Origin of the sequence: Paenarthrobacter sp. CCNWLY172, from assembly GCF_037402035.1 — a bacterium.
Classification (GTDB): Bacteria; Actinomycetota; Actinomycetes; order Actinomycetales; family Micrococcaceae; genus Arthrobacter.
The window spans coordinates 339,188-363,358 of record NZ_JBBEGB010000005.1 but is presented as its reverse complement, the minus strand read 5'-3'; the positions used below and the strand labels follow the sequence as shown (position 1 = coordinate 363,358).

Annotated in this window: 21 protein-coding genes and 1 pseudogene; 10 read left to right on the top strand and 12 right to left on the bottom strand. The window is 63.3% G+C overall.

Going from position 1 to position 24,171, the window contains the following annotated elements; all coding sequences use genetic code 11:
- Positions 1-21: 21 nt before the first annotated feature.
- Entirely contained in the window at positions 22-2,736 is a 2,715-nt protein-coding gene (locus WBN73_RS10380; RefSeq protein ID WP_337340059.1) for a VCBS repeat-containing protein, read from the bottom strand.
- 227 nt (positions 2,737-2,963) lie between these two features.
- Between WBN73_RS10380 and WBN73_RS10375 the strand changes: the two genes are divergently transcribed.
- Positions 2,964-3,200 (top strand): hypothetical protein, encoded by a 237-nt coding sequence (locus tag WBN73_RS10375; protein ID WP_280624807.1) that lies wholly within the window; start codon positions 2,964-2,966, stop codon positions 3,198-3,200.
- A 23-nt stretch (positions 3,201-3,223) separates the two neighbouring features.
- Here WBN73_RS10375 and WBN73_RS10370 read toward each other — a convergent pair whose 3' ends face one another.
- Together WBN73_RS10370 and WBN73_RS10365 are read right to left on the bottom strand one after the other, a co-directional pair.
- Positions 3,224-3,511 carry a MoaD/ThiS family protein gene (locus WBN73_RS10370; RefSeq protein ID WP_159707990.1) on the bottom strand — a complete coding sequence of 96 codons (288 nt, stop codon included), beginning with the start codon at positions 3,509-3,511 and terminating at the stop codon, positions 3,224-3,226.
- 7 nt (positions 3,512-3,518) lie between these two features.
- Positions 3,519-4,682: a WD40/YVTN/BNR-like repeat-containing protein gene (locus WBN73_RS10365; RefSeq protein ID WP_337340060.1), complete on the bottom strand. Its 1,164-nt coding sequence runs from the start codon at positions 4,680-4,682 to the stop codon at positions 3,519-3,521.
- Positions 4,683-4,990: 308 nt separating this feature from the next.
- On the opposite strand from WBN73_RS10365, the gene WBN73_RS10360 reads away from it, so the two are divergent.
- On the top strand, positions 4,991-6,199 hold the full coding sequence (locus tag WBN73_RS10360) for a GGDEF domain-containing protein (protein ID WP_337340061.1): 1,209 nt from the start codon (positions 4,991-4,993) through the stop codon (positions 6,197-6,199).
- A 219-nt stretch (positions 6,200-6,418) separates the two neighbouring features.
- A complete protein-coding gene (locus tag WBN73_RS10355) occupies positions 6,419-7,198 on the top strand; it encodes an isocitrate lyase/PEP mutase family protein (protein ID WP_337340062.1) in 780 nt (259 codons plus the stop codon).
- 53 nt (positions 7,199-7,251) lie between these two features.
- Here the strand turns inward: WBN73_RS10355 and WBN73_RS10350 are convergent, their stop codons facing one another.
- Positions 7,252-8,175 (bottom strand): LysR family transcriptional regulator, encoded by a 924-nt coding sequence (locus tag WBN73_RS10350; protein ID WP_089596932.1) that lies wholly within the window; start codon positions 8,173-8,175, stop codon positions 7,252-7,254.
- Between the two features lie 181 nt (positions 8,176-8,356).
- Between WBN73_RS10350 and WBN73_RS10345 the strand changes: the two genes are divergently transcribed.
- On the top strand, positions 8,357-8,731 hold the full coding sequence (locus WBN73_RS10345; protein ID WP_207595483.1) for a CBU_0592 family membrane protein: 375 nt from the start codon (positions 8,357-8,359) through the stop codon (positions 8,729-8,731).
- A gap of 151 nt (positions 8,732-8,882) precedes the next feature.
- Positions 8,883-9,914 (top strand): LLM class flavin-dependent oxidoreductase, encoded by a 1,032-nt coding sequence (locus WBN73_RS10340; protein ID WP_337340063.1) that lies wholly within the window; start codon positions 8,883-8,885, stop codon positions 9,912-9,914.
- A gap of 33 nt (positions 9,915-9,947) precedes the next feature.
- On the opposite strand, the gene WBN73_RS10335 is transcribed toward WBN73_RS10340, so the two are convergent.
- The gene (locus WBN73_RS10335; RefSeq protein ID WP_207595485.1) at positions 9,948-10,148 is read right to left on the bottom strand and encodes a hypothetical protein; all 201 of its coding nucleotides are present in this window, start codon (positions 10,146-10,148) and stop codon (positions 9,948-9,950) included.
- Between the two features lie 193 nt (positions 10,149-10,341).
- On the opposite strand from WBN73_RS10335, the gene WBN73_RS10330 reads away from it, so the two are divergent.
- The 3 genes from WBN73_RS10330 to WBN73_RS10320 are packed head-to-tail and all read left to right on the top strand — an operon-like array spanning position 10,342 to position 13,865.
- A complete protein-coding gene (locus tag WBN73_RS10330) occupies positions 10,342-12,978 on the top strand; it encodes a CHAT domain-containing protein (RefSeq protein WP_337340064.1) in 2,637 nt (878 codons plus the stop codon).
- The gene (locus WBN73_RS10325; protein WP_207595488.1) at positions 12,962-13,303 is read left to right on the top strand and encodes a CU044_2847 family protein; all 342 of its coding nucleotides are present in this window, start codon (positions 12,962-12,964) and stop codon (positions 13,301-13,303) included. Before WBN73_RS10330 ends, WBN73_RS10325 begins: the two co-directional genes overlap by 17 nt.
- A 55-nt stretch (positions 13,304-13,358) precedes the next feature.
- A complete protein-coding gene (locus WBN73_RS10320; RefSeq protein ID WP_337340065.1) occupies positions 13,359-13,865 on the top strand; it encodes a universal stress protein in 507 nt (168 codons plus the stop codon).
- 358 nt (positions 13,866-14,223) lie between these two features.
- Here the strand turns inward: WBN73_RS10320 and WBN73_RS10315 are convergent, their stop codons facing one another.
- From WBN73_RS10315 to WBN73_RS10300, 4 genes are all read right to left on the bottom strand, one after another.
- On the bottom strand, positions 14,224-14,946 hold the full coding sequence (locus WBN73_RS10315) for a polyprenol monophosphomannose synthase (RefSeq protein WP_337681307.1): 723 nt from the start codon (positions 14,944-14,946) through the stop codon (positions 14,224-14,226).
- Between the two features lie 45 nt (positions 14,947-14,991).
- Complete coding sequence (locus tag WBN73_RS10310; RefSeq protein WP_207595490.1) at positions 14,992-16,296, bottom strand: LssY C-terminal domain-containing protein; 1,305 nt, start codon at positions 16,294-16,296, stop codon at positions 14,992-14,994.
- Positions 16,297-16,352: 56 nt separating this feature from the next.
- A complete protein-coding gene (locus tag WBN73_RS10305) occupies positions 16,353-17,327 on the bottom strand; it encodes an NAD-dependent epimerase/dehydratase family protein (RefSeq protein WP_207595491.1) in 975 nt (324 codons plus the stop codon).
- Positions 17,328-17,434: 107 nt separating this feature from the next.
- Positions 17,435-18,175, bottom strand: a complete 741-nt coding sequence (locus WBN73_RS10300; protein WP_242703446.1) for a GAF and ANTAR domain-containing protein — start codon at positions 18,173-18,175, stop codon at positions 17,435-17,437.
- Between the two features lie 501 nt (positions 18,176-18,676).
- On the opposite strand from WBN73_RS10300, the gene WBN73_RS10295 reads away from it, so the two are divergent.
- Entirely contained in the window at positions 18,677-19,390 is a 714-nt protein-coding gene (locus WBN73_RS10295) for a TetR/AcrR family transcriptional regulator C-terminal domain-containing protein (RefSeq protein WP_337340067.1), read from the top strand.
- 211 nt (positions 19,391-19,601) lie between these two features.
- Entirely contained in the window at positions 19,602-21,893 is a 2,292-nt protein-coding gene (gene treS, locus WBN73_RS10290; RefSeq protein WP_207595493.1) for a maltose alpha-D-glucosyltransferase, read from the top strand.
- Positions 21,894-21,939: 46 nt separating this feature from the next.
- On the opposite strand, the gene WBN73_RS10285 is transcribed toward treS, so the two are convergent.
- From WBN73_RS10285 to ppk2, 3 genes and pseudogenes are all read right to left on the bottom strand, one after another.
- Complete coding sequence (locus tag WBN73_RS10285; protein ID WP_337340068.1) at positions 21,940-22,677, bottom strand: hypothetical protein; 738 nt, start codon at positions 22,675-22,677, stop codon at positions 21,940-21,942.
- Positions 22,670-23,083 (bottom strand): annotated as a pseudogene (locus WBN73_RS10280) (RNA polymerase sigma factor); the annotation flags it as partial. The pseudogene WBN73_RS10280 and the gene WBN73_RS10285, both read right to left, overlap by 8 nt.
- Positions 23,084-23,235: 152 nt before the next feature.
- On the bottom strand, positions 23,236-24,171 hold the full coding sequence (gene ppk2 / locus WBN73_RS10275; RefSeq protein WP_337340069.1) for a polyphosphate kinase 2: 936 nt from the start codon (positions 24,169-24,171) through the stop codon (positions 23,236-23,238).

Sequence of the window (24,171 nt, the reverse complement as noted above, 5' to 3'; positions counted from 1 at the left end):
AGCCGCCAGACCTCGCCGATGCTACCGCGGGTCCACCGCCACCGGCTTGAACTTTCCCGTGCCCGTCCCGGAGTAAAGCAGCAGCGTTCCGTCGCCGGCTACGCCAACCAGGGTCGGATCGCCTGTGCCCGTGAAAGCGTTGCCGAGGGCAGCGAAGGAGGTGAACATGTTCCATCCAGAGCCCAGGTACTGCCGTGCGAGGAACCCTCCGCTGCCGTTGCCCGGGTAAAGCCACAGCGCCCCGTCCGTCCCCCGGGCAAGGACATCTTCCCGGCCGTCACCGTTGAAGTCGCTGCCCTGCATCACCGCGTTGAAGATATTCCACCCGGTACCGACCTGCTTCCATGGCTGGAATCCCCCGGCCCCATTTCCTGGGTAAAGCCATAAGGTTCCATCCGCGGCGCGCGCCAGGATGTCAGCCTTTCCATCACCGGAGAAGTCGCCCGGCGCCAGCATCTGCGTGAAGCCCTGCCAGCCAGTGCCGATCTGTTTGCGGGCAAGGAACTGGCCCTTCCCGTCGGTCGGATACAGCCACAGCGTCCCATCGGAGGCCCTGGCCACAAGATCCGGGTGCATGTCACCATCAAAATCGCCCACACTCAAAACTGACGTGAAGACGTTCCAGCCCGTCCCCACCTGCACGCGCGGCAAGAAACCACCCGAACCGTTGCCAGGGTAGAGCCACAGGATGCCATTGGTGCCGCGGGCCAAAATGTCAGCGACAGCATCGCCGTCGAAATCCCCCGCCTCCCACACCTGGCTGAACTGGTTCCAACCGTTTCCAATCGCCAAGCGGTCCGCGAAGCCGGTCCCGTCACCGGGATAAAGGGTCATGCGTGAACCGACGCCGAGGACGTCGGCCTTGCCGTCTCCGGTAAATTCCTGCCCGCCGACGATGTCGCCCGCCAGGTTCCACCCAGTCCCGACGGCGGTACGCGGCAGGAGGCTGCCCTTGCCGTCGCCGGGGTAGACGTAGAGGGTGCCGTCCGACGAACGGGCCAGGAGTCCTGCTATACCGCCCCCGAACGTTCCCGCCGCCGAAAGACTGGTGAACGCATCCCAGCCCTGGCCGATCTGCCGCTGGGCCAGGAAGCCTCCGGAGCCGTTTCCGGGATAGAGCCACAGCCGGCCATCGGTTCCGCTTGCCACCAGGTCTGCCCGGCCATCGCCGTTGAAGTCACCAGGTGCCACCAACTGGGTGAAGCCCTGCCAGCCAATACCTACCTGCAGGCGTGGCAGGAACCCGCCCTTGCCGTTGCCCGGGTAGAGCCACAGAGCGCCGTCGCTGCTGCGCGCCAGAATGTCAGCGAAGCCGTCACCGTTGAAATCGGAGGTGCCCAGTACGGCGTTGAAAATATCCCAGCCACTGCCAATTCGCACGGGCTCTTCAAGACGGTTTCCGGGCAGTCCTGCATAGAGCAGAAGCGAACCGTCCGCTTCGCGGGAAAGGACGTCGGCAAGCTTGTCGCCGTCGAAATCGCCGGCGGAAAAGCTCATCCGCGTCTTCAGTTTGGTGTCAGCGTTGATGGTCACCGTGGCCGACGTGGCGCTGACCGAGTTGATGGTCACCCTGGTGCCCGTATAGGTGGTGAAAGTGCTGCCTGCCTGCCAGGCATGGTTCTGGCTGTACCAACCATTAAAAGGGGTGGTGTCCGGCATAAGAATCAGTGACGAGGCGATGGTGGCACCGCCGCGCTGGACGATTTTGACGCCCTTGTTGCCGCCAGAGAGGTAGCTGTCGTAAGCACCCACAGGCTGCCGGAGTTCCAGGTAGTAGACCTCCCGGCTGACAGGATCCGTGAACTTGATGGCGCGCTGGGCCTCTGTGCCGCCCCAGGGCTTCAGGGTGTAACTCTTGACTCCCGTGGCCACGCCGGTATCGCGGATTTCGTCGCCTCGACCGAGGCCTCCGTAGTCCCAAAACGTGGAGCTGATGACCGGCGAGTTCCACTGCGCAGCGCCCATGATGTCTGTGGTGTCGCCGTATTCGCGGATGTAGCAGGACGGGTCCGTGAACTGGCCATTGCTGTTGACGCCGACGTCGGATGCCCCGCTGCGGCACTGCAGGGCATCAGCGTGCATCATGCCAATGACGTGCCCGAACTCATGGCTCATCACGTTATTGGAGAAGTTGCTGATCTGCGGCATCAAGACGCGGCCACTGTAACTGCCGCTGCTGTAGCCGGCGCCGAGAGCGTTCCCGGACAGGGTGGTGGTGGGAATGTAGATCACCAGCGCCGTGTACGGGCTCGCGGACCAGTTCAGCTCGCTGGTGATGGTGGCGATGATGGAGCTGTAGCTGTCGGTCGACTTCGCCCTGGACTGGTGCCCGGCAACCTTGCTGTTCACCGTCATGGACAGTTTGTTGGCCGACATCGCCTGCCAGTACTTGCTGGCGGCCTCCACCGTCTTTTCGGCGTCGGCCATGGAGACAGTGTTGGCGTTGTCCGCCAGCTTTGCCGTCACCAGCCGGACACGGATGTCCCCGGCGGGGCCAATCGCTGCCGCACCGTCACGGAGGAGGGAGTCGACGTCGGACTGTCCCTTGGGTGCATCGTCAGCCGGCGGCGTCTCGAACGTGTGATCAGAATGCGGGGTGCCCTCGACGAACTGGACGTTCGGATTATCCGGACCCGGCACTGGAACGGCCGTGGCGGGGGCCTGAACAAAAAACAGGCCGGTGGCAAACACCACCAAGCCTGTGGACAACGCGATTGATCGCCGCAAAACACCCATTAAATCTCCCGGGGACGGAGCCTGTGGTTCCTGTGAGTCTCAAGAACCGAGATCAGGCTACAGCCGCACCCGCGATGCGCCGGGAAGGCGGGGCTGCGTCACCGGAAATGCAACCAACCCGGAATGCTAACCGGACCCTAACCACCCCGAAATACCGTGGCAACATTGCCACGCCACACTGGAAGGGCCGGCAAGTGCAGGCACCAGCTCCAGCCCAGGAGGCCACCATGTTGAAGGAAGTCACAACACACACAACACGAGTACGCGCGATCAGCCAACTCCACCGTGGAGACGAGATCGAAGCCCGACTGTCCGTGGGACCCGCCTATGATGACGTGGTCATCCGCCGCGGACAGGTCCAGGAAACCGCGCCGGGTATCGGCGTTGTCTGGATCATGGATCACGCCTCCGGTATGAGGAAAGCCATCAATACCGACGAATGCAGTGTTTGGCGCGTCGCCTGAACCGGCCTGACCCCAAACCCCGCTCAGCCACCGGCCACGGACTGGACTATCAGGACCTCCTGGCCGGCTGCAACCTCCGTATCAAGACCCTTCAGACGCCGGACCTCATCACCGTTCACGTAAATATTCACGAAACGACGCAGCGCCCCGGTTTCATCACGCAAGCGCCTGGCCAGCACCGGGTAATCTCCGGTCACCGAATCAAGCAACTGTCCAACGGTCACAGCCCCGTCGGCGGACGCAGTCAGATAGGACTGTCCGCCGACGAGTGGCTGCAGGACACCAGGCAACAGGACCGTAAAGTCAGCCACAACGGGCCTAACCAGGTACCGGGGCGCTGGCTTGCCCTGCACGTGCGGCGCCCCTGGGGCTTCCCACCACGACGGCGGCCCTCACGCACAGGACGTCCGGCAAGTGCGAGGCCACTTCAGTAAAGGTCCCGCCCTCGTCGGCGCTGGCATATACGGCACCGCCACGCGTGCCGAAATACACGCCGACGGGCTCGGCGGTGTCCACGGACGCGGCGTCGCGCAGTACGGCGTTGTATTCGTGGTCCGGCAGGCCGGTATGAAGTTCTGTCCAGGTGTTGCCGGCGTCGTTGGTGCGGTGAACGCTGAGCCTGCTGTCCGGCGGGATGCGTTCTCCATCGGCCTTCAACGGAACCACCCACGCTGTTCCTTCACGCCGCGGGTGCGTCAGCATGACAAAGCCGAAGTCCGCAGGCAGCCCGTCCGCGATGGAATCCCAGTTCTCCCCGTTGTCATCCGTGCGGTACACGCCGTGATGGTTCTGCGCGTACAAACGGCCTTCGACGGCCGCGTCCGCTGCGATCTTGTGGACGCACTGACCGAACTCCGGGTTGGGATCGGGCATGAAGTAGGCCGAGATGCCTTTGTTTCGGGGCTCCCAGGAGGTCCCGCCGTCGAGCGATCTGTAAACGCCGCCCGTGCTCATGGCGATGTGGACCTTCTCGCCGGAAGGATCAACCACAATCGAGTGCGCCGCCGCGCCGCCATAGCCGGCACCCCACTCGCTGCGGTGCGGGTGGTCCCACAGCCCGCGGTTCAACTCGAAGTGTTCGCCCCCGTCGGTGGACTTCCATACTGAAATCGGCTCGCACCCGGCCCAGACAACGCCAGGGCGGGAGTCGGCGTCGGGATAGATCTGCCAAACGCGTTCCAAGGCGGCATCAGTGCCGTCCGGGAATTTGATGGCACCTTGCTCGGGCTCGGTCCAGGTGTCGCCAAGGTCATCAGAGTGGGCCACGGTGGGTCCCCAATGCTCTGATCTCACGCCCACCATAATCCGGGTTTTGCCGTCCCGCGTATCTATCCCGATGCTGGGAATCTCGCTCATCAGGAAGTGCGGGCCGGAAAGGGACCATTCTTTCCGGTCGGGGCTGGTTGCCCGCCACAGGCCTTTCTTGGTCCCGATCGCAATGACATAACTCTCTGCGGTATCTGCGGTTGCCATGCGTCCCATCGAACCACCAGGGCGGGTGGGTGGCAACGGTTTTTGGGCCTATGTGGATAGTCCCCTTTGCAGGGCAAGAACAACCCCTACGGTTACAGTGTGGTCAAACTCCAGATCGTGACGCAAAAATCGAGAAAACTTTTAGGGAGTTAAAGCGACCAACCTCCACCTGCACTGGAGAAAACGTGCTTGACTGTGGTTTTGCGGTCATGAGACCGAAACAACTTGCTGGGGGATCAGATGTTTTGCGAGGTCAAAGAGCCATGAGGCCATCACGAGGGAACTCCGCGGTTGTAGCCCGGTAGCGGGGCCGCGTCGTGATAGCAGTTTCGCTGCAAGAGGGAACGATTGTTCTGGACCCCTTCTCCGTCAGGATGGTCCTCGGCTTGGTCATTCTGACCCTGATCGTCATTTCCTGTGTCTCGTCCCAGCGGAGACGCTCGCCCTACGCCGAGTGGTGGCGCGTAGCTTTATGCCTCTTTTTGGTGGGCAATGCCGCTTTCCTGCTGAACGGTACTGACTTCCAGCTGTGGGCCAACCCCGTGGGCAAGGTCCTGGTTGTTGCCGGAAGCTTCTGCATCTGGGCGGGAGCGCGCACACTGCGCGACCACCGAGTGCATCCCTGGTTCCTGGCGGCTGCGTCCATTCCCAGCGGTGTTGCATCTGCACTGGATGACCCGGGAAACAGCGTATGGTCCGGCGGTTTGGTGTATCTGGGCCTGACAACGTTGGGCATCACGTTGGCGGGGCTGGAACTGTGGTTCGCCAAACCCGTCCGGTCCAGGATTACCAGGTTTCTGTCGATCATTGCCGGGCTGACAGCCTTGTATTACCTGTTCCGGACCGTCAGCTTTGTCCTGGACGGGCCCACCAGCCAGGTCTTCCGAACATTCTTTGGGTATGCGCCGGCCGCTCTGATGCATTTGATCCTGCTGGTGGCAGTGTCCTCCACCATGAACACACTCAGCAACAAGCAGTTGATCAAACGCCTCCGGGAACGTGCCGATCGTGACCACCTGACGGGCTTGCTTAACAGGGGTGCTTTCCTGGAGCTGGCCGCCCGGTCTCTTGCGGAGTCGTCCCCACGAGGTACAGCGCTGATCCTTGCGGATTTGGACAACTTCAAAGCCGTCAACGATGAGCATGGTCACGCAGCCGGCGACTCCGCGCTCCGGGCTTTTGCTGCGGCCTGCACTTCTTCGGTCAGGTCGTCAGACCTCGTGGCGCGGTATGGCGGGGAAGAATTCGTCCTGCTGCTGCCGGGAGCGACACAGCAGCGGGCTGAAGCCATCGCATCCGACATCAGTGGTCGGCTGGCGGCCATGAAGGGTCCGGATGGCCTGCCATTCCCGACAGTGAGCTACGGCGTGACGTCCACCGGCGCGGACGTCCAGGACCTGGCCTTCCTGATCAATGTGGCAGATGCCGCCCTCTACAGTGCCAAGGCCCAGGGCCGGAACAGGGTTGTAGGTGCGGACCCCGCGGACGCGGAAGCCGCAGCTGAAGCCAGCCACCCGCCGTCGTAATTCAGGACTCCGCCTATCTGGCCATCGGTAAGCGCACCAACGCCAACGGCTCCGCGGCGGCGGTGCCGGGCTTGGAGAAAGCGGCGAGTCAAGGGTAGGCCGTTCACTGCCCGCGGGCGCTTGGTATCGCGTTACGTGACGTTATGCCTAGGCTGTGGGAGGCAAGTGGGATTGGTCCCACCCGTGGAGCACGAAGAACAACAGTGACGGAGAGCGACGATGACTGAAGCAAACACCAATGCACGTGCACAACAGCTGAAAGCCCTGCACGAAGCCCCTGAAATCCTGAGTGTGGTCAATGTGTGGGACGCCATCAGTGCCCGCACGATTGCAGGACTTCCTGAAACGAAGGCCATCGCCACTGCGGGGCATTCCATTGCGGCAGCCTTCGGATATGCCGACGGAACCATGCCCCTGGACGTGGCGCTGGACGGTGTGAAGCGAATTGTCGACGCCGTGGATCACCCGGTCACCGCAGACCTGGACGATGGCTACGACAACCCTGCCGAAACCATCCGCCGGGCGATCGGGATCGGCGTGGTGGGCGCGAACGTTGAAGACCGCTTGCGGCCCTTCGACGAGGCCGTTGCCCGCGTACAGGCCATCATCTCGGCTGCTGCCGGGGAAGGCATCCCGTTCCAGCTGAATGCGCGCACCGACGCGATTGCCCGGGGTGGAGACCGGCCGATTGAGGAGAGCATCCAGGACGCCATCGCCCGGGGACGCGCCTTCCTGGACGCCGGAGCTTCGCTGGTCTTCGTGCCAGGTGCCATGACCCGTGAGGTCATCGAGCCCTTGGTGGAAGGCCTCGGGCACGGGAAGCTCTCCGTGATCGGCGCACCGGGAGCGCTGCCGGCCGCGGAGCTTCAGGAACTTGGCGTGGCACGCGTGTCCTACGGTCCGTTCACCCAGCGGGTGGCCCTGCGTGCGCTTCAGGATCTGGCCTCGGACCTGTACGGCTCCGGTGTCATCCCTGCCGACACTCCGGCGCTGAACTAGCGCCGCCTGCGTGTGCCTGCCTGTACCTGTCCCGTCCTCGAAGGCGGGACAGGTCAGGAGGCCGATCGGGTATCGAACGCCGCCGCGGATTCCCTCAGCAGCCGGGCCACCGTGTCCACAGGAAGACTCGCTGCCCGTCGCCGATCGAAGCGTCGCAGGGCGATATGGCGGGTGCCCAGCCCAGGAACGTCCAGGATGTCTACATGGTCGTGGACAACGCCGGTCAGCGCCAGGGTGGGCACAATGGCCACCCCCTCGCCGGCAGCGACGAGCGCCAGCGCGGTGAGGGTGTCGTGGTACTGATGGACAGTCTCAATCCGTGCTCCCGTCGAGTGGCGGAGGCGTCCGAGCACTGCAGTATTGGCTGCTGACGGCTCCACCCCCAGCCATGGCAAGTGCAAGCGGCTTAGGTCGATGTTGTCCGTGCCAAGCAGGCTTCCTGCGGGCACCACGAGCTTCCACGGCTCATCCAGCAGGGGCTCCTGGACCATTCCGGCCGCCATCGGATGCTGCTCTGCCGCCGTCGAATCCTGTTCGATGACCACAGCATCCAACTGTCGCTGGCGGAGCAGCCGCATCACCGCCGGGAAGCTGTCCTCAACGATCTGTATCTGCAGCTGAGGGTATTGGCTGCGCCACTCGGGAAGTCGCGGGATCACCACTGTGCGCATGAAACTGGTGAATCCGCCCACCCGCACGACTCCTGCGATGTTGACCTCGCTTTGCATCCGGGCGCGGGCGACGTTGAGTGCCCGTTCTATCTCTTCCCCTGCCTCTGCCATGGCCAAGCCGGCGGGTGTGAGCATTGATCCTTTGGGGGTGCGCAGGAGTAGCGCCTGACCTGCCTCAGTCTCGAGTTTGCTGAGCTGCTGCGACACCGCAGACGGCGTAATCCGCAGTTCGTCAGCCGCCGCCAGAACGCCTCCAGTGCGGGCGACAGCAAGGAGAACCAGCAGCCGGCGTGGGTCCACATCCATGTTAAGCACTCCTAAACACGGTCTTCAGAATATTGCAATTGATCTAAAGGTCATCGTCACTCAGTATTGACTCAAAAGCACGATTCAGCAACGCAACACGTCTAGCGAATCAAGCCTCCACTCCGGACCACACGCCGCCCGCCGGCGTCACCGGGGTGCCCAAAATCTTGAAAGGACTCCCATGGAACTGCTGTTCGAAATCACCGGCTGGGCCGGCGCAGTGGCAATGCTCGGCGGCTACATGGCAGTGTCCATGGGCTGGTTGCAGGCGGGCACCACCTTCCAGACCGTGAACCTCTTTGGTTCGTGCGCCTTCATCGTCAACGGCACCCTTCATGGGGCCTGGCCCTCCGTGGTGACCAACGTGGCGTGGTTCCTGATCTCCGCTGTGGCGCTTCTCCGGATGCGGGCCAAGGAGGGCCCCGCGCAGCGTCCTGTGCAGCCCATGCAGGCTGAGCACGTGACGCCCCATGCTCACGAGATCCACTCTCTTGCCCCGGACACTGCCGCCCAGGTGATCGTCGCCGCCGCCCGCCCAGTCGCCACCTGCGCCTAGCCCGACCGCACGCCGCGCCTGACCCCGCCGCCACGAGCAGTCCTTCCGCTGTGAACGGTCCGGGCATCACAAAAGGTAACGTCCCGCCGTCGTCAGCGGGACCGGAGCCTATTCTGGGCAAGTAGCCGCCGCCCTACCGTGAAGGAAGCCCATGCCCACCCCCGAACATCCCCTGCGCAAGCTTGGTTTCCTCACTATTGGCCTCTTCGATCCCACGGATCCCGCTGCCGGACACCAGTCCACGTTGGAGATCATCGAGCTCGGGGAGAGGCTTGGCTTCGACAGTGCGTGGCTCCGGCACCGCCACCTGCAGTTCGGGATCTCCTCGCCGGTAGCGGTCATGGCTGCGGCAAGCCAGCGCACCTCCAGGATTGAGCTGGGCACCGCGGTGACTCCGTTGGGCTGGGAAAACCCTTTGCGCCTTGCGGAAGACCTGGCCACCGTGGACCTCCTCTCCGGCGGCCGGATCAATCCGGGGCTGAGCGTCGGCGAACCCATGAATTACGACACCGTAAAACATGAGCTCTACCCGGACACTGCCGGCGTGGAGGACTTCAGCTACGCCCGCGTGAGCCGGCTTGCCCGCCTGATCGCCGGGGAGAAAGTGCGGGACTTCTCCGGTAAGCAGGGCGTGGTGGAAGAATTCTCCAACCGCGTGGAACCACACTCCGCCGGGCTGCGTTCGCGGCTTTGGTATGGGGCGGCGAGTATGAAATCGGCGGTGTGGGCAGGGGAAAACGGCTTCAATCTTCTCTCCAGCAGTGTGATCTTCCCGGACAAGGACCAAGAACCGGACTTCGCCGGGGTCCAGCAGTCACAGATCCGCGCCTACCGTGAAGCCGCAGCCCAGTCGGGGAACACCGCCCGGGCCTCGCAAGGCCTGGTAGTGATTCCCACAGACTCGGCCTCAGCTGCCCAGCGGAAGAAGTACCAACGCTACGTCGACGAACGTACGCCACGCACCCGCGCGCCCCAAGGGCCGAAGGGCATGATGTTCGCACAGGACATCATCGGCACCAGCGATGACATCGCCGAGCAGCTCTACGCCCACCGAGGATTCCAGGAAGTGGACGAAGTGGCCTTCGCGCTGCCCTTCAGCTTTGACCATGAGGACTACGTACAAATCCTCACCGACATTGCAGTCAAACTGGGGCCGGCATTGGGCTGGAAGCCCGCCGGCTAAGCCGCCGTCAGTCAGGCCAGCCAGTCAGTCCCGTCAGTCCACGAACTCGGATTGTGTCTCGATGAAGTCCCAATCCGCATCTGTCAGCACGCCGCTGACCTTGTCCGGATGGGGCCCGCCGGCCTCAGCAATATGCTGCAGCACGGGCAGCGGAAGTTCGTCGGCGCGCAGGTTCTCACGCAGCCATTCCTTGCTGTCGAGGTGCAGATCGAGCCACCACATGAAAATTTCCATCGCGGACCGCCTTCCGTCAGATGAGCCATGGGTTCTGATGCGCCGTGGGCCCGGATTAACCGTAGGCCGGGTCAGGAGCGTCTACAAGGGTCCGGCTCTTGTGGCGGGCCGGGCTTAGGGCCAATCTATTCCTAAGGGTGCTCCCGGCCCACTCGATGGTCGGCCGGACCGCCCGTCACACAAGGGATCCGCGATGGACTGTGACATCGAGCTGGAGATTGATGCCGGCTCTGCACGCGGCGAATACACGGTGCGCGTGGTCCGTGCACCGGCGGGAGGCCATGCCTCGGGCATGTTCACCCTGGACGTGGAGGGCATCCTTGGACGGCTCCCCCAGCTTGAAGCCACCGTCCTGGCGTCCGCTGTGGCCGCCCGCAGGACCATGCCCGTGGCAGAGATGGCCGTCCGTGAAGTGGGCCAGCAGTTGTTCCAGGCCTTGTTCACCCGCGAGGTTTACGGCACCTACCGGGCGAGCCTCGGCGCGGCGCAGCATGCAGGCCAGCAGCTCAGGGTGGTCCTGAGGCTGTCCGCCCCTGAACTGGCAACCATGCCGTGGGAGACCCTGTTTGATCCCGAAACCGAAACCTACCTCTGCCAGACTGAGCCCCTCCTCCGCCATGTCCCAGCGCCTGACTACAACCTGAATCCCCTGGATGTGGCTCCTCCCCTGCGCATTCTGGGGATCGTCGCCTCGCCGCGGGACCTGCCCAGCTTGGACGTCACCGCCGAGAAGGACCATCTGAGCCGGGCCCTGGCCGGGCCGGCGTCCGAAGGCCGGGTGGAGCTGGTCTGGGCGAAAAGCGGAACCTGGGATGACGTGCAATCCATGCTGCTGGCCGGGCCTTGGCATGTGGTCCACTTTGTAGGCCACGGCGACTACGACTCCCGCACCGACGAAGGCAGGATCGCGCTGGTGGGACCTGACGGAAGGGCAGCCATGGTCCGCGCCGTCCGCCTCATGGCCCTGCTCAGCGTCGCTGCTCCCCGCCCACGGCTGGTGGTGCTGAACTCGTGTTCCTCCGGGGAAATGGGGCAGTCGGACCTCTTCTCCGGCACCGCGTCCGCTCTGGTCCGGAGCGGGATCGGCGCCGTGGCTGCCATGCAGTTCGCCATCAGCGACTCCGCCGCCATCGCCTTCGCCCACGGCTTCTACGCAGCAATCGCCAACGGTCGCACCGTGGACGAGGCAGCGCGGGTGGGCAGAATCTCTGTCATGGCCAGCCCGGACGGAACGCTCGAATGGGTCACCCCGGCCCTCTACGTCCGCGGCGGCACCACCCAGCTGTTCACACTCACAGGAACACCGCGCGCGCCGGCTTCGGTTGAAAGTTCGACGGCGGCAAGGGCCCCGGGCGGTCAAGCTGCGGAACCAGCCCACGCATCTGCGCCGGCCTCACCGCCCGGAACCGGACAGGACCAATCCACGCCGGCCGAGGCGGCGCCGGTGCCGGCCACAGAACCGCAGGCCAACGCCGGGCAGGCCATGAAACGGGCGCAGTTGCGGGCCCTGTATGTCCAGGCGTCCGCTGAGTTGCGGGCCCGGCGCTTGGAACAGGCAGTGGAACTGTTCGAAGACCTCCTCACGCTGGAGCCTGGATACCGGGACGCGACGGCGCTCAGAGACAGCGCCCGGCACCGGCTGGAGCTGGACCGCACCTACCGTGAAGCGCTCAAAGCAGAGGAAGCCGAAGACTGGCTGGCCGCGGCTGATGGCTTCGCCGCGGTGCAGGAGGACCCCGGGTTCCCTGACGCCGCCGCCCGACGCCAGGACTGCGAGCGCCGGCAACGGATATCGGACCTGCAAGGAGAGCTTCGATACCATTCCTCCCTGGGATCCTGGGAAGCAGTGCTGGACGTGTCGGCAGAGTTGGCCACCGTGGACCCCAATGCCGCAGATCCCGATCGGCTCGCAACCGCGGCCCGGGCAGAGATCGAAAAGGCCAAGCCGAAAGAGCCACCTCCCGCTGAAGCGGCTGAGGTGCCTCCGACGCCTGGCGATCAGAGGCCCCACGGTTCGTACACGGCGGCGGATCTACCGGAGCGGCCAGCACGGACGAAAGACCCGACCCGCGCCAACCCCGGCCCATACACCGCCCCCGGCCCCGGCTCCCAACCGCGTTCAGTACTGAACCCAGCCCCTTCCGTCACCAAAGCCGAGGCACCCGCTGGGGTCCCGCCGTCGACCGCTGGCCTCCGGGGGTCAGCACCCGGCGTCCCAGCACCCGTCTCCGTTGGCGGGTTTGCTCCACCCCTGCGGACGCCCCTGCTGTGGGGCGGCGTCGCACTGATCGTGGCGGGCGGACTCGGGGCGTGCTTCGCGGTCTACTTCCTGTGGTTGGACGACAACTATTGGTACGAGAGCGGCGGCGACGGCTCCCTCCGCATCGTTTACGGCCTTGTGGCACCTCTTGGGTACCTGCTGTTGGCGGGCGCGGGCCTACCTGCCCGCACCACCATGGCCCGGGTGGTCATTACGGGGGTTGTTGTTTCGGGGGCTCTTTTTGGGCTCTCCGGGCTCACCGAAACGGTGGATCCAACTGCGGTGGTCGCCGGTTTTGTGCATGCGGGCTTCGGTTTGTGGGCGGGGATCCTTGCCCTGCGCTCCCGCACTTCCGAGCCGTACGGGTGGCTGCTGCTGTGGCCCACAGTGACGGTTCCGCTGGTCTGGGTCCAGGACAAGGGTGTCTTCCTTGAGTCCTGGTACCGGACGCACGCCTACTTTGTGCTGATTCAGCTGCTGGTTGTGTGCGCAGCCGGGATCGGTTTCGTGGTAGCGGCCCGCCGACTGCGGGCGTCGGAGAAGGGACAGGAACATGAGCAGGTTGGTTGAATTCACCACCGACGACGGCGGAACGGTTGTTGTGGAGGTCGCGAACGCAGCGGGGAGCCTGGTAACCCGGGGCGGTGATCACGCGGGGGACCATTCGGGGGTGTTCGCGCGGGCGCAGCAGACGTTCGAGCGGGCCCTGGCGCATGTGCGTCCAGCGGTGCAGGGGGTGATCGATGAGCTCCTGAGCCTGGAGAACCGTCCGGATGAGGTGAGCGTGGAGTTCGGCATTGACCTTCATGCCGAGGCGGGCGCTTTCATCGCGTCGGCAAGCACGGCGTCCAATTTCAAGGTGCGCCTCACGTGGAACAAGCCGGCGGAAACCTGACGTCGGCCCCTTCAACAGCCTGTTTTTTGGATCGCCCCGGCGCAACAATAAGGGTATGGCTGCGGAAAATTTCAGCGGACCGATTCCCTTGGTGGTGGGGGTTCTCCCGGACCAGCATGTGGAAGTACTCCAAACTGCCCGGACCTTGGCTGAGCGGCTCGGCGTCCCGCTGGTGTGCGCATATGTGGACGAGGCGAGTTACCTCGTCGAGTGGGACCCGTCCCGGGAGACACACCGGATGTCGCTCCACCCGGAGAAGGAAGACGCCGACGTCGAGGCCGTGCGCGGCGACCTCGGCAGGGTGATCGGGGAGGCGATGGACGGCGGCACGGCAGATTGGACCTTGCGCCTGCTGGCAGGTGACCCGGCGCGGGCCTTGGGCAGGCTCGCCGCGGACATCAACGCGTCCATGATCATTGTGGGAACGCCCGAGCCCGGTTTGGGGCACAGGATTTCCGAGGCACTCAACGGCTCAGTGGCCGCGTGGCTGAGCCATCACCAACGCCGGCCGGTGCTGATTGTCCCCCAGAAAAAACGGCCGGAAGCTGCCCATAGAAACTAAAGCGAAAGTACTTATTCGAGGTGGTGGCGAAGGGGTTGCGCGCAACGTAGAGTGATTACTGCAGGTCAGCGAAAGCGCCTGCTCAAAGACCGCTCCGGAGTGCGTATCCCCCAATAACGCACTCCGGAGCTCTTTTGTTTAACCCTGGAACGCTCTCCCACCCCCGCGCCCTTCGGCCCCACGACGGCGGCGCCCAGGTGAGTGCCGCCGTCGGACCTTAGGGGCAGCCTTCACTGTGTGGCTGGCTTCATGCCCCGTACCTTCACCACCCACTTTGAATCTCCGGGCAGTGCAACACGCCGCATTCACCGGCGTCTCCAGCCGTCAGCGGATTCAAAGTCGGTGGTTGCGGGACGGCCTACTTGTGAAAGCGGAGCTTCCACGGCGTAAGCGCCGACTCCAACTGCTCGCGGAGATTCATCTTCGAGGCACCTTCCACGCGTTCTTCAAAGTGGATGGGAATTTCGGCGATTGCCAATCCTCGCCTTGCCGCCCGGTAGTTCATCTCAACCTGGAATGAGTAGCCGTCACTTCGAACCGCCTGGACATCAATCTCGTTCAGTGCAGAGGCGGTCCAAGCCTTGAAACCCGCCGTTGCATCTTTGACTTTCAAGCCCAGGACCACACTCACATAGAAATTCGCCCAAGCGGAGAGGACCTTGCGATGCCAAGGCCATTCAGCAGCCGTGGAACCCCCGGAGACATACCGTGAGCCGATAACCAGCGCCGCGCCGGAGGTTTGAATCCGATCAAGCATGGTGGGAATTGCCAGCACGGGATGGGACAGATCTGCGTCCATCTGGATGACGATCCCGGAGCCATCGGCCAGAGCACGGGTCATTCCTGCCACGTACGCTCTGCCCAACCCATCTTTTTCTTTCCGATGGAGGACTGACACTCTTCCGCTGGATTCCGCTGCCAGTCGATCAGCCACAGCCCCGGTCCCATCGGGAGAGTTGTCATCGACAACCAGAACGTTGAGATTGGCAGCCAGTCTATTCAGTGGATCTTCATGACCTCCGCACGCCCTGCCTGCCCCGTGCCTTCGCCACCCACTTTGAATCTGAAACCACCCCGACACGCCACAAACGACGGCGTGTCGGACAGAGCCCACGCTCAAAGAAGGTCAGGAGGACACACGCCGCCCCACCACGGATGCCGGAACGGCCGGGATGCGCTGCCGTTTGGCGTAGACCCTTGCCCGTTGGCTGGACAACGCCAGCAGGACCAGGATGTCCGAGGCAAGTCCGGAGAGACCCGCTTCGAGAGTGAGATTCGCGGTCCCGGTGGAGTAGTCGACGGCCTGCACCAGGATCGAGATGGAGCTCAGGGCCATTGCGATTACCCGGGCGCCGTTGCTGCCAAGGAAAATCCGCCATGCCAGGAACACCTCACCGAGCCCGAAGAGCAGGACGATGACCGCCATGGTGACAATCGCCGTCGTCGTGGTTTCCGGGTCCAGGGCGACGTCTTCGAGTCCGATGTCGCTACCGGAGCCCAGCAGTGTCATCGCCAAGGTAAAAGCGGCAATCGCCCGGATACCAACCAGGACAGCGCCGGTCACGATAGGTGCCGGGCGCCGGTCACGGCTGTCGGTCCGGCTGGGCGGCTGGTCGGCGGGGACCTGGACACGGCTGGCGTCGATGATGGGAAGGTCGCCGTCGGTGGAGATGGAGTCACCGCCGCCGTTGCGGGTGTGATATCCGGTGGAGAAGTCCTCGATCACCTGCACCGTGACGGCAGGCTCGGCAGCGCAAACGGTGGAAACGATGTGGTCCCGCTCCACGTCCGTGTTCTGCTCGATTTTGTGCGTGATCTGCAGGGTGAAGAGCGAGAAGCCGACGCTGCGGTCGTACGTGCCTGCCGCGAGCCAATCCACTTTGTGCCCACCGGGGAGGAGCCACCCCTCAGGGCAACGCCAGAAGCGGACGTGGTGGCGTTTTCCTGGGGTGTTGTTGACCTCTTGTTGGTAAGCGAAATCCTGTTGCCGGTCGAAGAGATACAAGGGGCTGACCGGCGCTTCGGTGTAGCTCTGCCGGAAAATGGTGGAGCTTATGATGCGGCGGCTGCTGGCGAAAGTGACGTCGTCGGCCATGGTCCATCCTGCGGACCTCATGATCGCATGGACCTGGGGTTCGGCTCCCAGTAACGCAACATTGACGGGATCGCCCAGCAGCCCATCGCTGGTGCGTGCGCGGCCTATGAAATAGCCCGGAACGTAAATGGTGGTCAGGATCCGGTGCAGCCGCGGCAAAAGCAGGTAGGCAAGGAAGGCCCAGAAGACAACGGAGAACCACAGCTGGCCCCACCCCAGGTGGAAGCTTTCCCCCACCAGCAGGAAGGCCAGCCACACCGCGGCAACTCCACCCAGGACGAAGAACCCGTGATCGAGCCGGCTGTCCGTGACGCCGTTGTTCGGCACTTTATCCATGAAACTCCCCCTGTGGCCCCTTAAGCTTCGGGCCTCGGGTGGGCAGTTGTACAGGTTTATGTCAGCAGTTTCGGGACGTCGAGTTGTCCGTTGCCGATGAGCCACTGCACAGATTCCAGCACTGCCTGCTCGGGTTCGTAGCGCGGCGTATACCCGATCAGCGAGGTTGCCTTGTGGATACTCACGCAGTGATTGCGGGAGAGGTGGGCCCAGCTGATATCGGCAGATTCCTTGGTGGTGGTCCGCCGGAACTCCTCCCAGCCCACGGTTTCCATGCGGGGCACCTGCCCAAACCAGGAAGCAGCGACGCTCACGTAACCGCGCACCGTCAGTGCGCTCGGAGCAACAATATTGAAGTCCTCCCCGGCCGCAGCGTCCCGATTCAGGATGGCTTTCTCGAAGGCCTGCGCGACGTCGTCGGCATGCACATGGTGCATCAGTTCATTACCGATTCCGGGAATCCGGAGTGGCTGCCCTGAGGCAATCGTCTGCCACACTCCAGGATCGAGGTTGCCCAAGGGCCCGATCGGCTGCCATCCAGGACCCACGATGTGCCCAGGATGAACCGATGTTGTGGCCAACCCTCCGGAAGCAGTCTCCTCCTTGAGCATGCGCGCGATGTCACGCTTCTGGATCCCGTACTCATCCACCGGCTCTTCGGCGAAGTCCGCTCCTTCGGCAAGGGGCAACTTCAGGCTGACGCCGTATCGCCAGATGGAGCCACAGTGCAGCAGATGGCCTGTTTCGCCGCGCAAGCGATCCACCAGCGCAGTGGCCGACCCAACGGTGAAGCACATGAGGTCAACCACGACGTCGGCGCCCAGTTGAGCTATACGGTCACCAAAGATACCCTCGCGGTCCTCGAGCTCACGGTCCGCGGTGACCTGGCGGACCTGCTCCCACTCGGGGAAATCGGCATAGGGCAGGCGGCTTCCGCGGCTGATGTTGACGACCTCGTGTCCGGCGCGCACAAGCCTGGGGACAAGGAAGGACCCAATATGGCCGCTGCCACCGATAAGTACGATTTTCATGGGTTCTCCGATCTCCACGAGTCACGGTACTGGCTTGTGGGAGTGATCGGTAGGTCCGCACGAGTTCCGGGGACCGCGGGCGGCTTCCACGTCTCCGGGCAAATCTCCTAAGCGTCGAAGTGGGTCCGGACCTTCGGGTCCTTGGTCAGGGAGGAGACTACCGAGGAGGCAAGGTCCCGGAGTTTGACGTTGCGTGTGCTGGAAGCGACCTGCAGGATCTTCATTGCCGCTTCCTGGCTGCAACGGTTTTGGGCCATGATGGCGCCGGTTGCCAGGTCAATGGTGGTCCGGGATTCCAAGGTGGCGAGGAGATGCTTCTTTGTTTCGGCCAACTGGCTGAGACGAACCGCCACGCGAAGTGCCTTGGACGCGTGATACGTGTACGCCTGGACCACATCAATGTCCACCTCGGTGAATCCGCGGGCCTTGGTGGAGTACAAATTCAGGCCGGCTTCGGCCTCCCCCTCAAGGGCCAGGGGAACGGACAGGCTGGATCCCACCCCCACCTGGACCGCGGCCGACGAGAAGGAGGGCCAGCGGTCATCGTTTGCCAAGTCAGGCACATGCACGACGACCTGTTCCCTGATCGCCGAAAGGCAAGGCCCAGCACCTATCGTGTATTGCGTTTGGTCGAGGCGCATTGCCCGTTCTTCACTACTTGCTACTGTCACGGGCTTCTTCCGACGCATGAGTGTGATGCTGCAGAAGGCGAGCGCAGGGTCGGTCAAAGTGACCGCTGAGAAATCGGCAAGTTCATCCAGCATTTCCTTCACATCCTGTGTCTTCAGGACAAGATCTTGCATGCGGTCAACGACGTAACTCGCGGGCAGAAGGGTTTGTTGCGCCACGATTGGCCTCGTTCCTGGATATTGGGGCGGTGTAAGAGTTTTTGCTCAAGGAGTCCACAGGCCGGGCAGCTACCCGGGGGCAGTCACTGCTGCGGCTCTCTCTGGTGCGGTAAGCGCCAGGTGCCGCTGCCATGGGTGGGGATCCGTCGTAGAACTGGTGTTGCCCGGAACGTGCCATGCGCGGCTCTTTCCGCTCAAGTGACCTTGGTTCCGCCGTAGGGCAACGGCGGCTGGGCCTCCAGACCTTGCACAGGGGATCTGGAGGGGGCCGGAAGGGCGCTCTCGCGAATCCGGAAGGAAACATCATGGCCGGTTCCCCTGGGCTCTGGGGCCTCATACTGAACCGTCTACATCAACTGACTACATTGTAGACAATACACGTAGACTACTAAATAGACAATGCATATTCACTACAATGTAGACTGTTTCTGTAGTGGCTGATAGCCGCTGCTTCCCTCCTCAAGGAGGTCCCGTATCAAAGCATCCAACAGGAGGAAAACCATGGCTCCGGCAACGAAACCCCTGGCCGAGGCGGCACCGGGCAGGAAGCAGGCGCTCAGCCGGGAGTTGGTTTTATCCACCGCACTGGCCTTGGTGGACGCTGAAGGACTCGACGCTCTCACCATGCGACGGCTCGGGCAGGAACTCGGCAGGGACCCCATGGGCCTGTACCGCTACGCCAAGAGCCGGACGGAACTGCTGGACGGAGTCACCGAACTGGTCTTGAACGAACGGACCATCTTTCCGGACGACCCGGACTGGCAGGGCCAACTCCGCCGGATCGCCCACGACCTGCGCCTGATAGCACTCCGACACCCCAATGTCGTCCCCCTCCTGGTCACGCGCCCCCTATCCACCCCCATGGGACTTCGCCCGGTCGGCACCCTGCGCCCCCTCGAACAGATCCTGGACTTACTCATTGAGGCCGGGTTCGCCCCCTCGGACGCGCTGCACGTCTATCGCGCCTACTACGGTTTCCTCTACGGCCACATCCTGAACGAGCTGCAGGAATTCATCGTCGACCCTGACGAGGACGAAGCTCTCCTGCGCCTCGGCCTCCACCGCCTGCCCGCCAAGGAATTCCCGCGCCTCCGCGCGATCGCCCCGCTCCTGGCCGACTATGACGGTGAAGACGAGCTCGATGAAGGCATCACCATCCTCCTTGCCGGCCTCTCCGCACGCCTCACGGAACCCACGCACCAAACCCAGGCGTGAGCCCTGTCCGGGAACCGGAACTCTATACGTCCGCGCCAGGGCGGCGCGTCAAACCGGCACCTCATCACGAGACTTACTTGTTCCAGGGTTAGACAAACGGCAGGCTCCCCCGACTAGCATGAATAGTCCGGGCAAGCCCGGGTACGTGACCTCTTGAACGACCCCCCTCGGACGGTCGGCGTTGACGCGGCGACCACGTAAGGAGACAACTGTGCGGGAGCCTGCAGTCAACACGAGCGTGTCAGAAATCAGCGAAACTCCAGAAGAAAATCCGGAGGAGACGCCACAGGAAACGCCCGATGAAATCGCAAGCGAACCGGCGGAAATCACCTTTGACGAGCAGTTCTACCCGGCCCGGCCCAAGGCGCTCCGGCCAATCGCCCGAAGGCGCCAGTTCTTTGCCGCCCGGCCCTCCTTGGAATTCGACGGCCTGAACTCAACCTATGTGGACTGGCTCAGGAACCAATCCATGCTGGGTGATGCCAACACTATGGCCCGCCAGTTGTCCGGGCAGGCCAGCATGTGGCAGAACTCGTACGCCAGGCCCAATCCGCGCGCAGCCGTTGAGCGTTCACCTGTCTGGTTCACCGCCTATCCGTTGTCCTTCATCACCAAGGATGGCCAGTCCTTCCTTTCGGCGCTGGGTGATCCCGAGCTCTGGGATGCGTTCAGCAAGATTGGCATCCGTGGGTTGCACACGGGCCCTGTGAAGCTGGCTGGCGGCATCCGTGGCTGGTCGCAGACACCCAGCGTGGACGGCCATTTTGACCGCATTTCCATGGCGATCGATCCGGCGTTCGGGACGGAAGAAGAATTCCGTCAGATGTGCGAGGTCGCCAACGAGCACGGCGGCACCATCATTGACGACATCGTCCCCGGGCACACAGGCAAGGGCGCGGACTTCCGGCTGGCTGAGATGAACTTCCGGGACTACCCCGGCATTTATCACATGGTGGACATCCCCGAGGAGGACTGGCACCTTTTGCCGGACGTTCCCGAGGGCGAAGACTCGGTGAACATCAGCCCGGCCGCTGAGGAAGCCCTGCAAAAGGCGGGCTACATCATTGGGCGGCTGCAGCGGGTCATTTTCTACGAACCCGGTGTCAAGGAAACCAATTGGAGCGCCACCAAGCCCATTATCGACACCACGGGCAAGACCCGACGCTGGGTGTACCTCCACTACTTCAAGTCCGGCCAGCCGTCCATCAACTGGCTGGACCCAACGTTCGCCGGCATGCGCCTGGTGGTAGGTGACGCACTGCATTCACTGTTGGACCTCGGCACCGGTGCGCTGCGGCTTGATGCCAACGGCTTCCTGGGCGTCGAAAAGAGCGCGGAAGAGGAGCCGGGATGGTCGGAGGGCCACCCGTTGTCCGAGGCGGCAAACCAGCTGATCGGCTCCATGATCCGCAAGGTGGGCGGGTTCTCCTTCCAGGAACTCAACCTCACTATCGACGACATCAAGGCCCAGTCAGAATCGGGTCCCGACCTCTCATACGACTTCATTACCCGGCCCGCATACCACTACGCATTCGTCACAGGCGATACCGAATTCCTGCGCCTGACCCTGCGCCTCTCCATGGAGATCGGGGTGGACCAGGCCTCTTTGGTCCACGCCCTCCAGAACCACGACGAACTGACCTATGAGTTGCTGCACTTTGCCGCCGGGCACAGGGACGACGTTTTCGAGCTTGGCGGTGAAGAACTGACCGGAGCCGAAGTTGCGGAGAAGGTGCAGGAGACCCTGCGGGAACGTCTCACGGGCGAGAATGGGCCCTACAACGCACTGTTCACCACCAACGGCATCGCTTGCACCACGGTCAGCTTCATCATGGCCGCGCTGGGTATCAAGGACCAGGACGCCATCACCCCTGAGCAGGAAGCCCAGGTACTGGACGCCCACGTGCTGTTGTCCATGTACAACGCGCTGCAGCCGGGCGTCTTCGCACTCTCGGGCTGGGACCTCACCGGCATCACGGCCCTGGACCGCGAAACCGTCAAGGAACTCACGTCGCAGGGTGACACACGCTGGATCAACCGTGGAGCCCACGACCTCATGGGCACCAGCCCGGACGCGAAGACCTCGCTGGCCGGCATGGCCCGGGCCCGCAGCCTCTACGGTTCCCTGCCCGAGCAGCTCAAGGATTCACGCTCCTACGCTCGCCGCCTCCAGCAGATCCTCACAGTGCGGGAGGAGTCGGGCATTGCCACCAGCACCTTGCTGGACGTGCCGGACGTTTCCAACCGGGGACTGCTGGTGATGGTCAACCAGCTGGCCGACGGAGCACTGCAGGTAACGGTCCTGAACTTCTCGGACCAGGACATTGCAGGCAGCATCCAGTCCTCACACCTCGTGCCCGGAGCTACCGTGCATGACTTGTTCAGCGGCGAGGACGTCGGCCAGGTGGACGACCTCCACAGCTTCTATCTCGAGCTGCCGGCCTTCCAGGGCACGGCCCTGCTGTTGAAGGATCCGGTTGTTGAGGAAGAGACCGCCGAATAGGAAGCACGACGTCGGCGCTCACGGTGAGTGCCGACGTCGCGGTGGTTCAGGCGCCCGGGATGCCATGAGGGTAGGGACGCACATCCTCGACGAAGATGAGCGGCCGGCCATCGGCGCAGGCCCCCACGTCTTTGGAGTTCACCTCCAGGCCCCCATAGGAAATGACATCGCCGATGCTGAAGAACGCTCCATCGGGCATTAGCAAACCGGCGTCGGTGACCTTGGTTCCCGTGGGAAACAGGAGGCCGTTGCCGATACACCCGTTCTGGTCTGCCTCAAGTTTCTCCGTTCGGAGGACGTCCGGGCGCATGTAGATGCCACCGGCTATGAGGTTATCGATCCCGGTGGTGGCAGCGGCCAGCTTTCCTGCCCCGCCTGTGACGATCTCCGGTTCCACTGTGGGCGTCGGGGAGCCGGTAATCTCGGGCAGCGGCGAAACACCCGGCGGGTTGGACGCACTGTTGTGCGGCTCGGCGGCAGGCTGCGTCCCAACGGGCACATCCTCCAGGAGGGTATTCGTGGGCAGGGATGCGGTCACAACGACCCCCACCATCACCGCAGCGGCCGCTGCCGCCAGCCCATACCGTGCCAGCACGGGAAGAGGCCGCCTGACGGGCCGTTGATGGGCATCTCCGATGGACCCACCCACGGCAAGCTGCTCGGCGTCGGTGGCCATCACCGCCAAACTCATCTCCCGGCTGCGGGCCAGTTCATCTTCCGTCACCGCAAGGGCGGGATCGGCCGCGGTCAGGCGATCCAGGGTGGACATCTCGTTGTTACGCATTTCTGGGATCCTCCGTGATGTGGTCTGTACGAAGCAGGGTGCCGAGTTCCTTCCGTGCCCGGTGCAGACGCATCCTGACGGCCGTAGCGGTGACATCGAGCAGGTTTGAGACCTCGGCGGAACTGAATCCGTCCCAGTACGTCAGGAGAAGGACCTCGCGTTCCTCGGGCTTGAGCCGGTCCAGCGCTTCCCTCACCAGTCCGTCGTCGGATCCCAACTCAGCCGTCCGCTGCCGCTCCAACTGCTGCGTGAGGTTCTGCGAGCGGACGGTCGAACGGTAATGATTTCGGAGGACGTTGCGGGCAATGCCAAACACCACAAGCACAGAGAGTTCCTGGTCCTGTCGGGACTTTTCCCACGCAATCCGGAAAACGTCTGCGGTGAGGTCCTCGGCCGTGGACGCACCCTCCGTTCGGCGCCTCCGTTTGCAAGCTCATACCCCGTTAATGTCCGGCAATCGGAAAAGTGTAACGAGCCCTGGGAAAACACACGGAAAGCACGACGTCGGCACTCACGGTGAGTGCCGACGTCGCGGTTTGGCGTTGATCGCCTGCAGCGTTAGTCGCCTACGGCGTCGCGGCCACGGCGGAGGATCAGAGGATCGGCGTCGTAAACCACCGAGGTGTCCTTGTCCTCATAGTCGAATTGGTTCAGGAAGTAGCGCATGGCGTTGATGCGGGCGCGCTTCTTGTCATTGGACTTGATGGTGATCCACGGCGCGTGGTCGGAGTCCGTGTGCAGGAACGTCTGTTCCTTCGCCTCGGTGTACTCCTCCCAGCGGTCCAGGGATGCAAGGTCCATGGGCGAGAGCTTCCAGCGGCGGACGGGGTCGATCTGGCGGATGGCGAAGCGGGTCCGTTGCTCCTGCCGGGTGACGGAGAACCAGAACTTGGTCACGTGGATCCCGGCGTCCACCAGCATCTTTTCGAAGACCGGCGCCTGCCCCATGAAGGTGTCGTATTCGTCGTCTGTGCAGAAGCCCATGACTTTCTCCACGTTGGCCCGGTTGTACCAAGAGCGGTCGAACATGACGATCTCGCCGGCTGTCGGAAGGTGCTGGATGTAGCGCTGGAAATACCACTGGCCCTGCTCCCGGTCCGAGGGTTTGGCCAGCGCAACTGTCCTGGCGGACCGGGGATCCAAGTGCTCCGTGAAGCGCTTGATGGTGCCGCCCTTGCCGGCGGCGTCCCTGCCTTCGAAGACAATCACGTGCTTGAGTCCGCGGTCCTGGCCCCAGTACTGGAACTTCAGCAACTCAATCTGGAGTCGGTACTTCTCCACCTCGTACTCATCGCGGGTCATCCGCTCTTGGTACGGATAGTCCTCGTTCCACGTTTCAACAGCGGATCCACCGGGATCGATCAGGTCGGGGTCCTCCCCTTGCCCGCCGCTGATGGTGTAGCCCAACTCCACCAGGTGATCGATGGTCTCCCGAAGGTTGTCCCTGACCCACCAATCGTCCAGTGATGTGGATAGTGAGTTTGCCTCCGTCAT

Bases quoted from the DNA above. Each gene is read 5' to 3' on its own strand.
- WBN73_RS10330 (WP_337340064.1), top strand. From the start codon at position 10,342: ATGGACTGTGACATCGAGCTGGAGATTGATGCCGGCTCTGCACGCGGC.
- WBN73_RS10375 (WP_280624807.1), top strand. From the start codon at position 2,964: ATGTTGAAGGAAGTCACAACACACACAACACGAGTACGCGCGATCAGC.
- WBN73_RS10305 (WP_207595491.1), bottom strand. From the start codon at position 17,327: ATGAAAATCGTACTTATCGGTGGCAGCGGCCATATTGGGTCCTTCCTT.
- WBN73_RS10355 (WP_337340062.1), top strand. From the start codon at position 6,419: ATGACTGAAGCAAACACCAATGCACGTGCACAACAGCTGAAAGCCCTG.
- ppk2 (WP_337340069.1), bottom strand. From the start codon at position 24,171: ATGACGGAGGCAAACTCACTATCCACATCACTGGACGATTGGTGGGTC.
- WBN73_RS10320 (WP_337340065.1), top strand. From the start codon at position 13,359: ATGGCTGCGGAAAATTTCAGCGGACCGATTCCCTTGGTGGTGGGGGTT.
- WBN73_RS10345 (WP_207595483.1), top strand. From the start codon at position 8,357: ATGGAACTGCTGTTCGAAATCACCGGCTGGGCCGGCGCAGTGGCAATG.
- WBN73_RS10350 (WP_089596932.1), bottom strand. From the start codon at position 8,175: ATGGATGTGGACCCACGCCGGCTGCTGGTTCTCCTTGCTGTCGCCCGC.
- WBN73_RS10340 (WP_337340063.1), top strand. From the start codon at position 8,883: ATGCCCACCCCCGAACATCCCCTGCGCAAGCTTGGTTTCCTCACTATT.
- WBN73_RS10325 (WP_207595488.1), top strand. From the start codon at position 12,962: ATGAGCAGGTTGGTTGAATTCACCACCGACGACGGCGGAACGGTTGTT.
- WBN73_RS10365 (WP_337340060.1), bottom strand. From the start codon at position 4,682: ATGGGACGCATGGCAACCGCAGATACCGCAGAGAGTTATGTCATTGCG.
- WBN73_RS10335 (WP_207595485.1), bottom strand. From the start codon at position 10,148: ATGGAAATTTTCATGTGGTGGCTCGATCTGCACCTCGACAGCAAGGAA.
- WBN73_RS10380 (WP_337340059.1), bottom strand. From the start codon at position 2,736: ATGGGTGTTTTGCGGCGATCAATCGCGTTGTCCACAGGCTTGGTGGTG.
- WBN73_RS10285 (WP_337340068.1), bottom strand. From the start codon at position 22,677: ATGCGTAACAACGAGATGTCCACCCTGGATCGCCTGACCGCGGCCGAT.
- WBN73_RS10310 (WP_207595490.1), bottom strand. From the start codon at position 16,296: ATGGATAAAGTGCCGAACAACGGCGTCACGGACAGCCGGCTCGATCAC.
- WBN73_RS10295 (WP_337340067.1), top strand. From the start codon at position 18,677: ATGGCTCCGGCAACGAAACCCCTGGCCGAGGCGGCACCGGGCAGGAAG.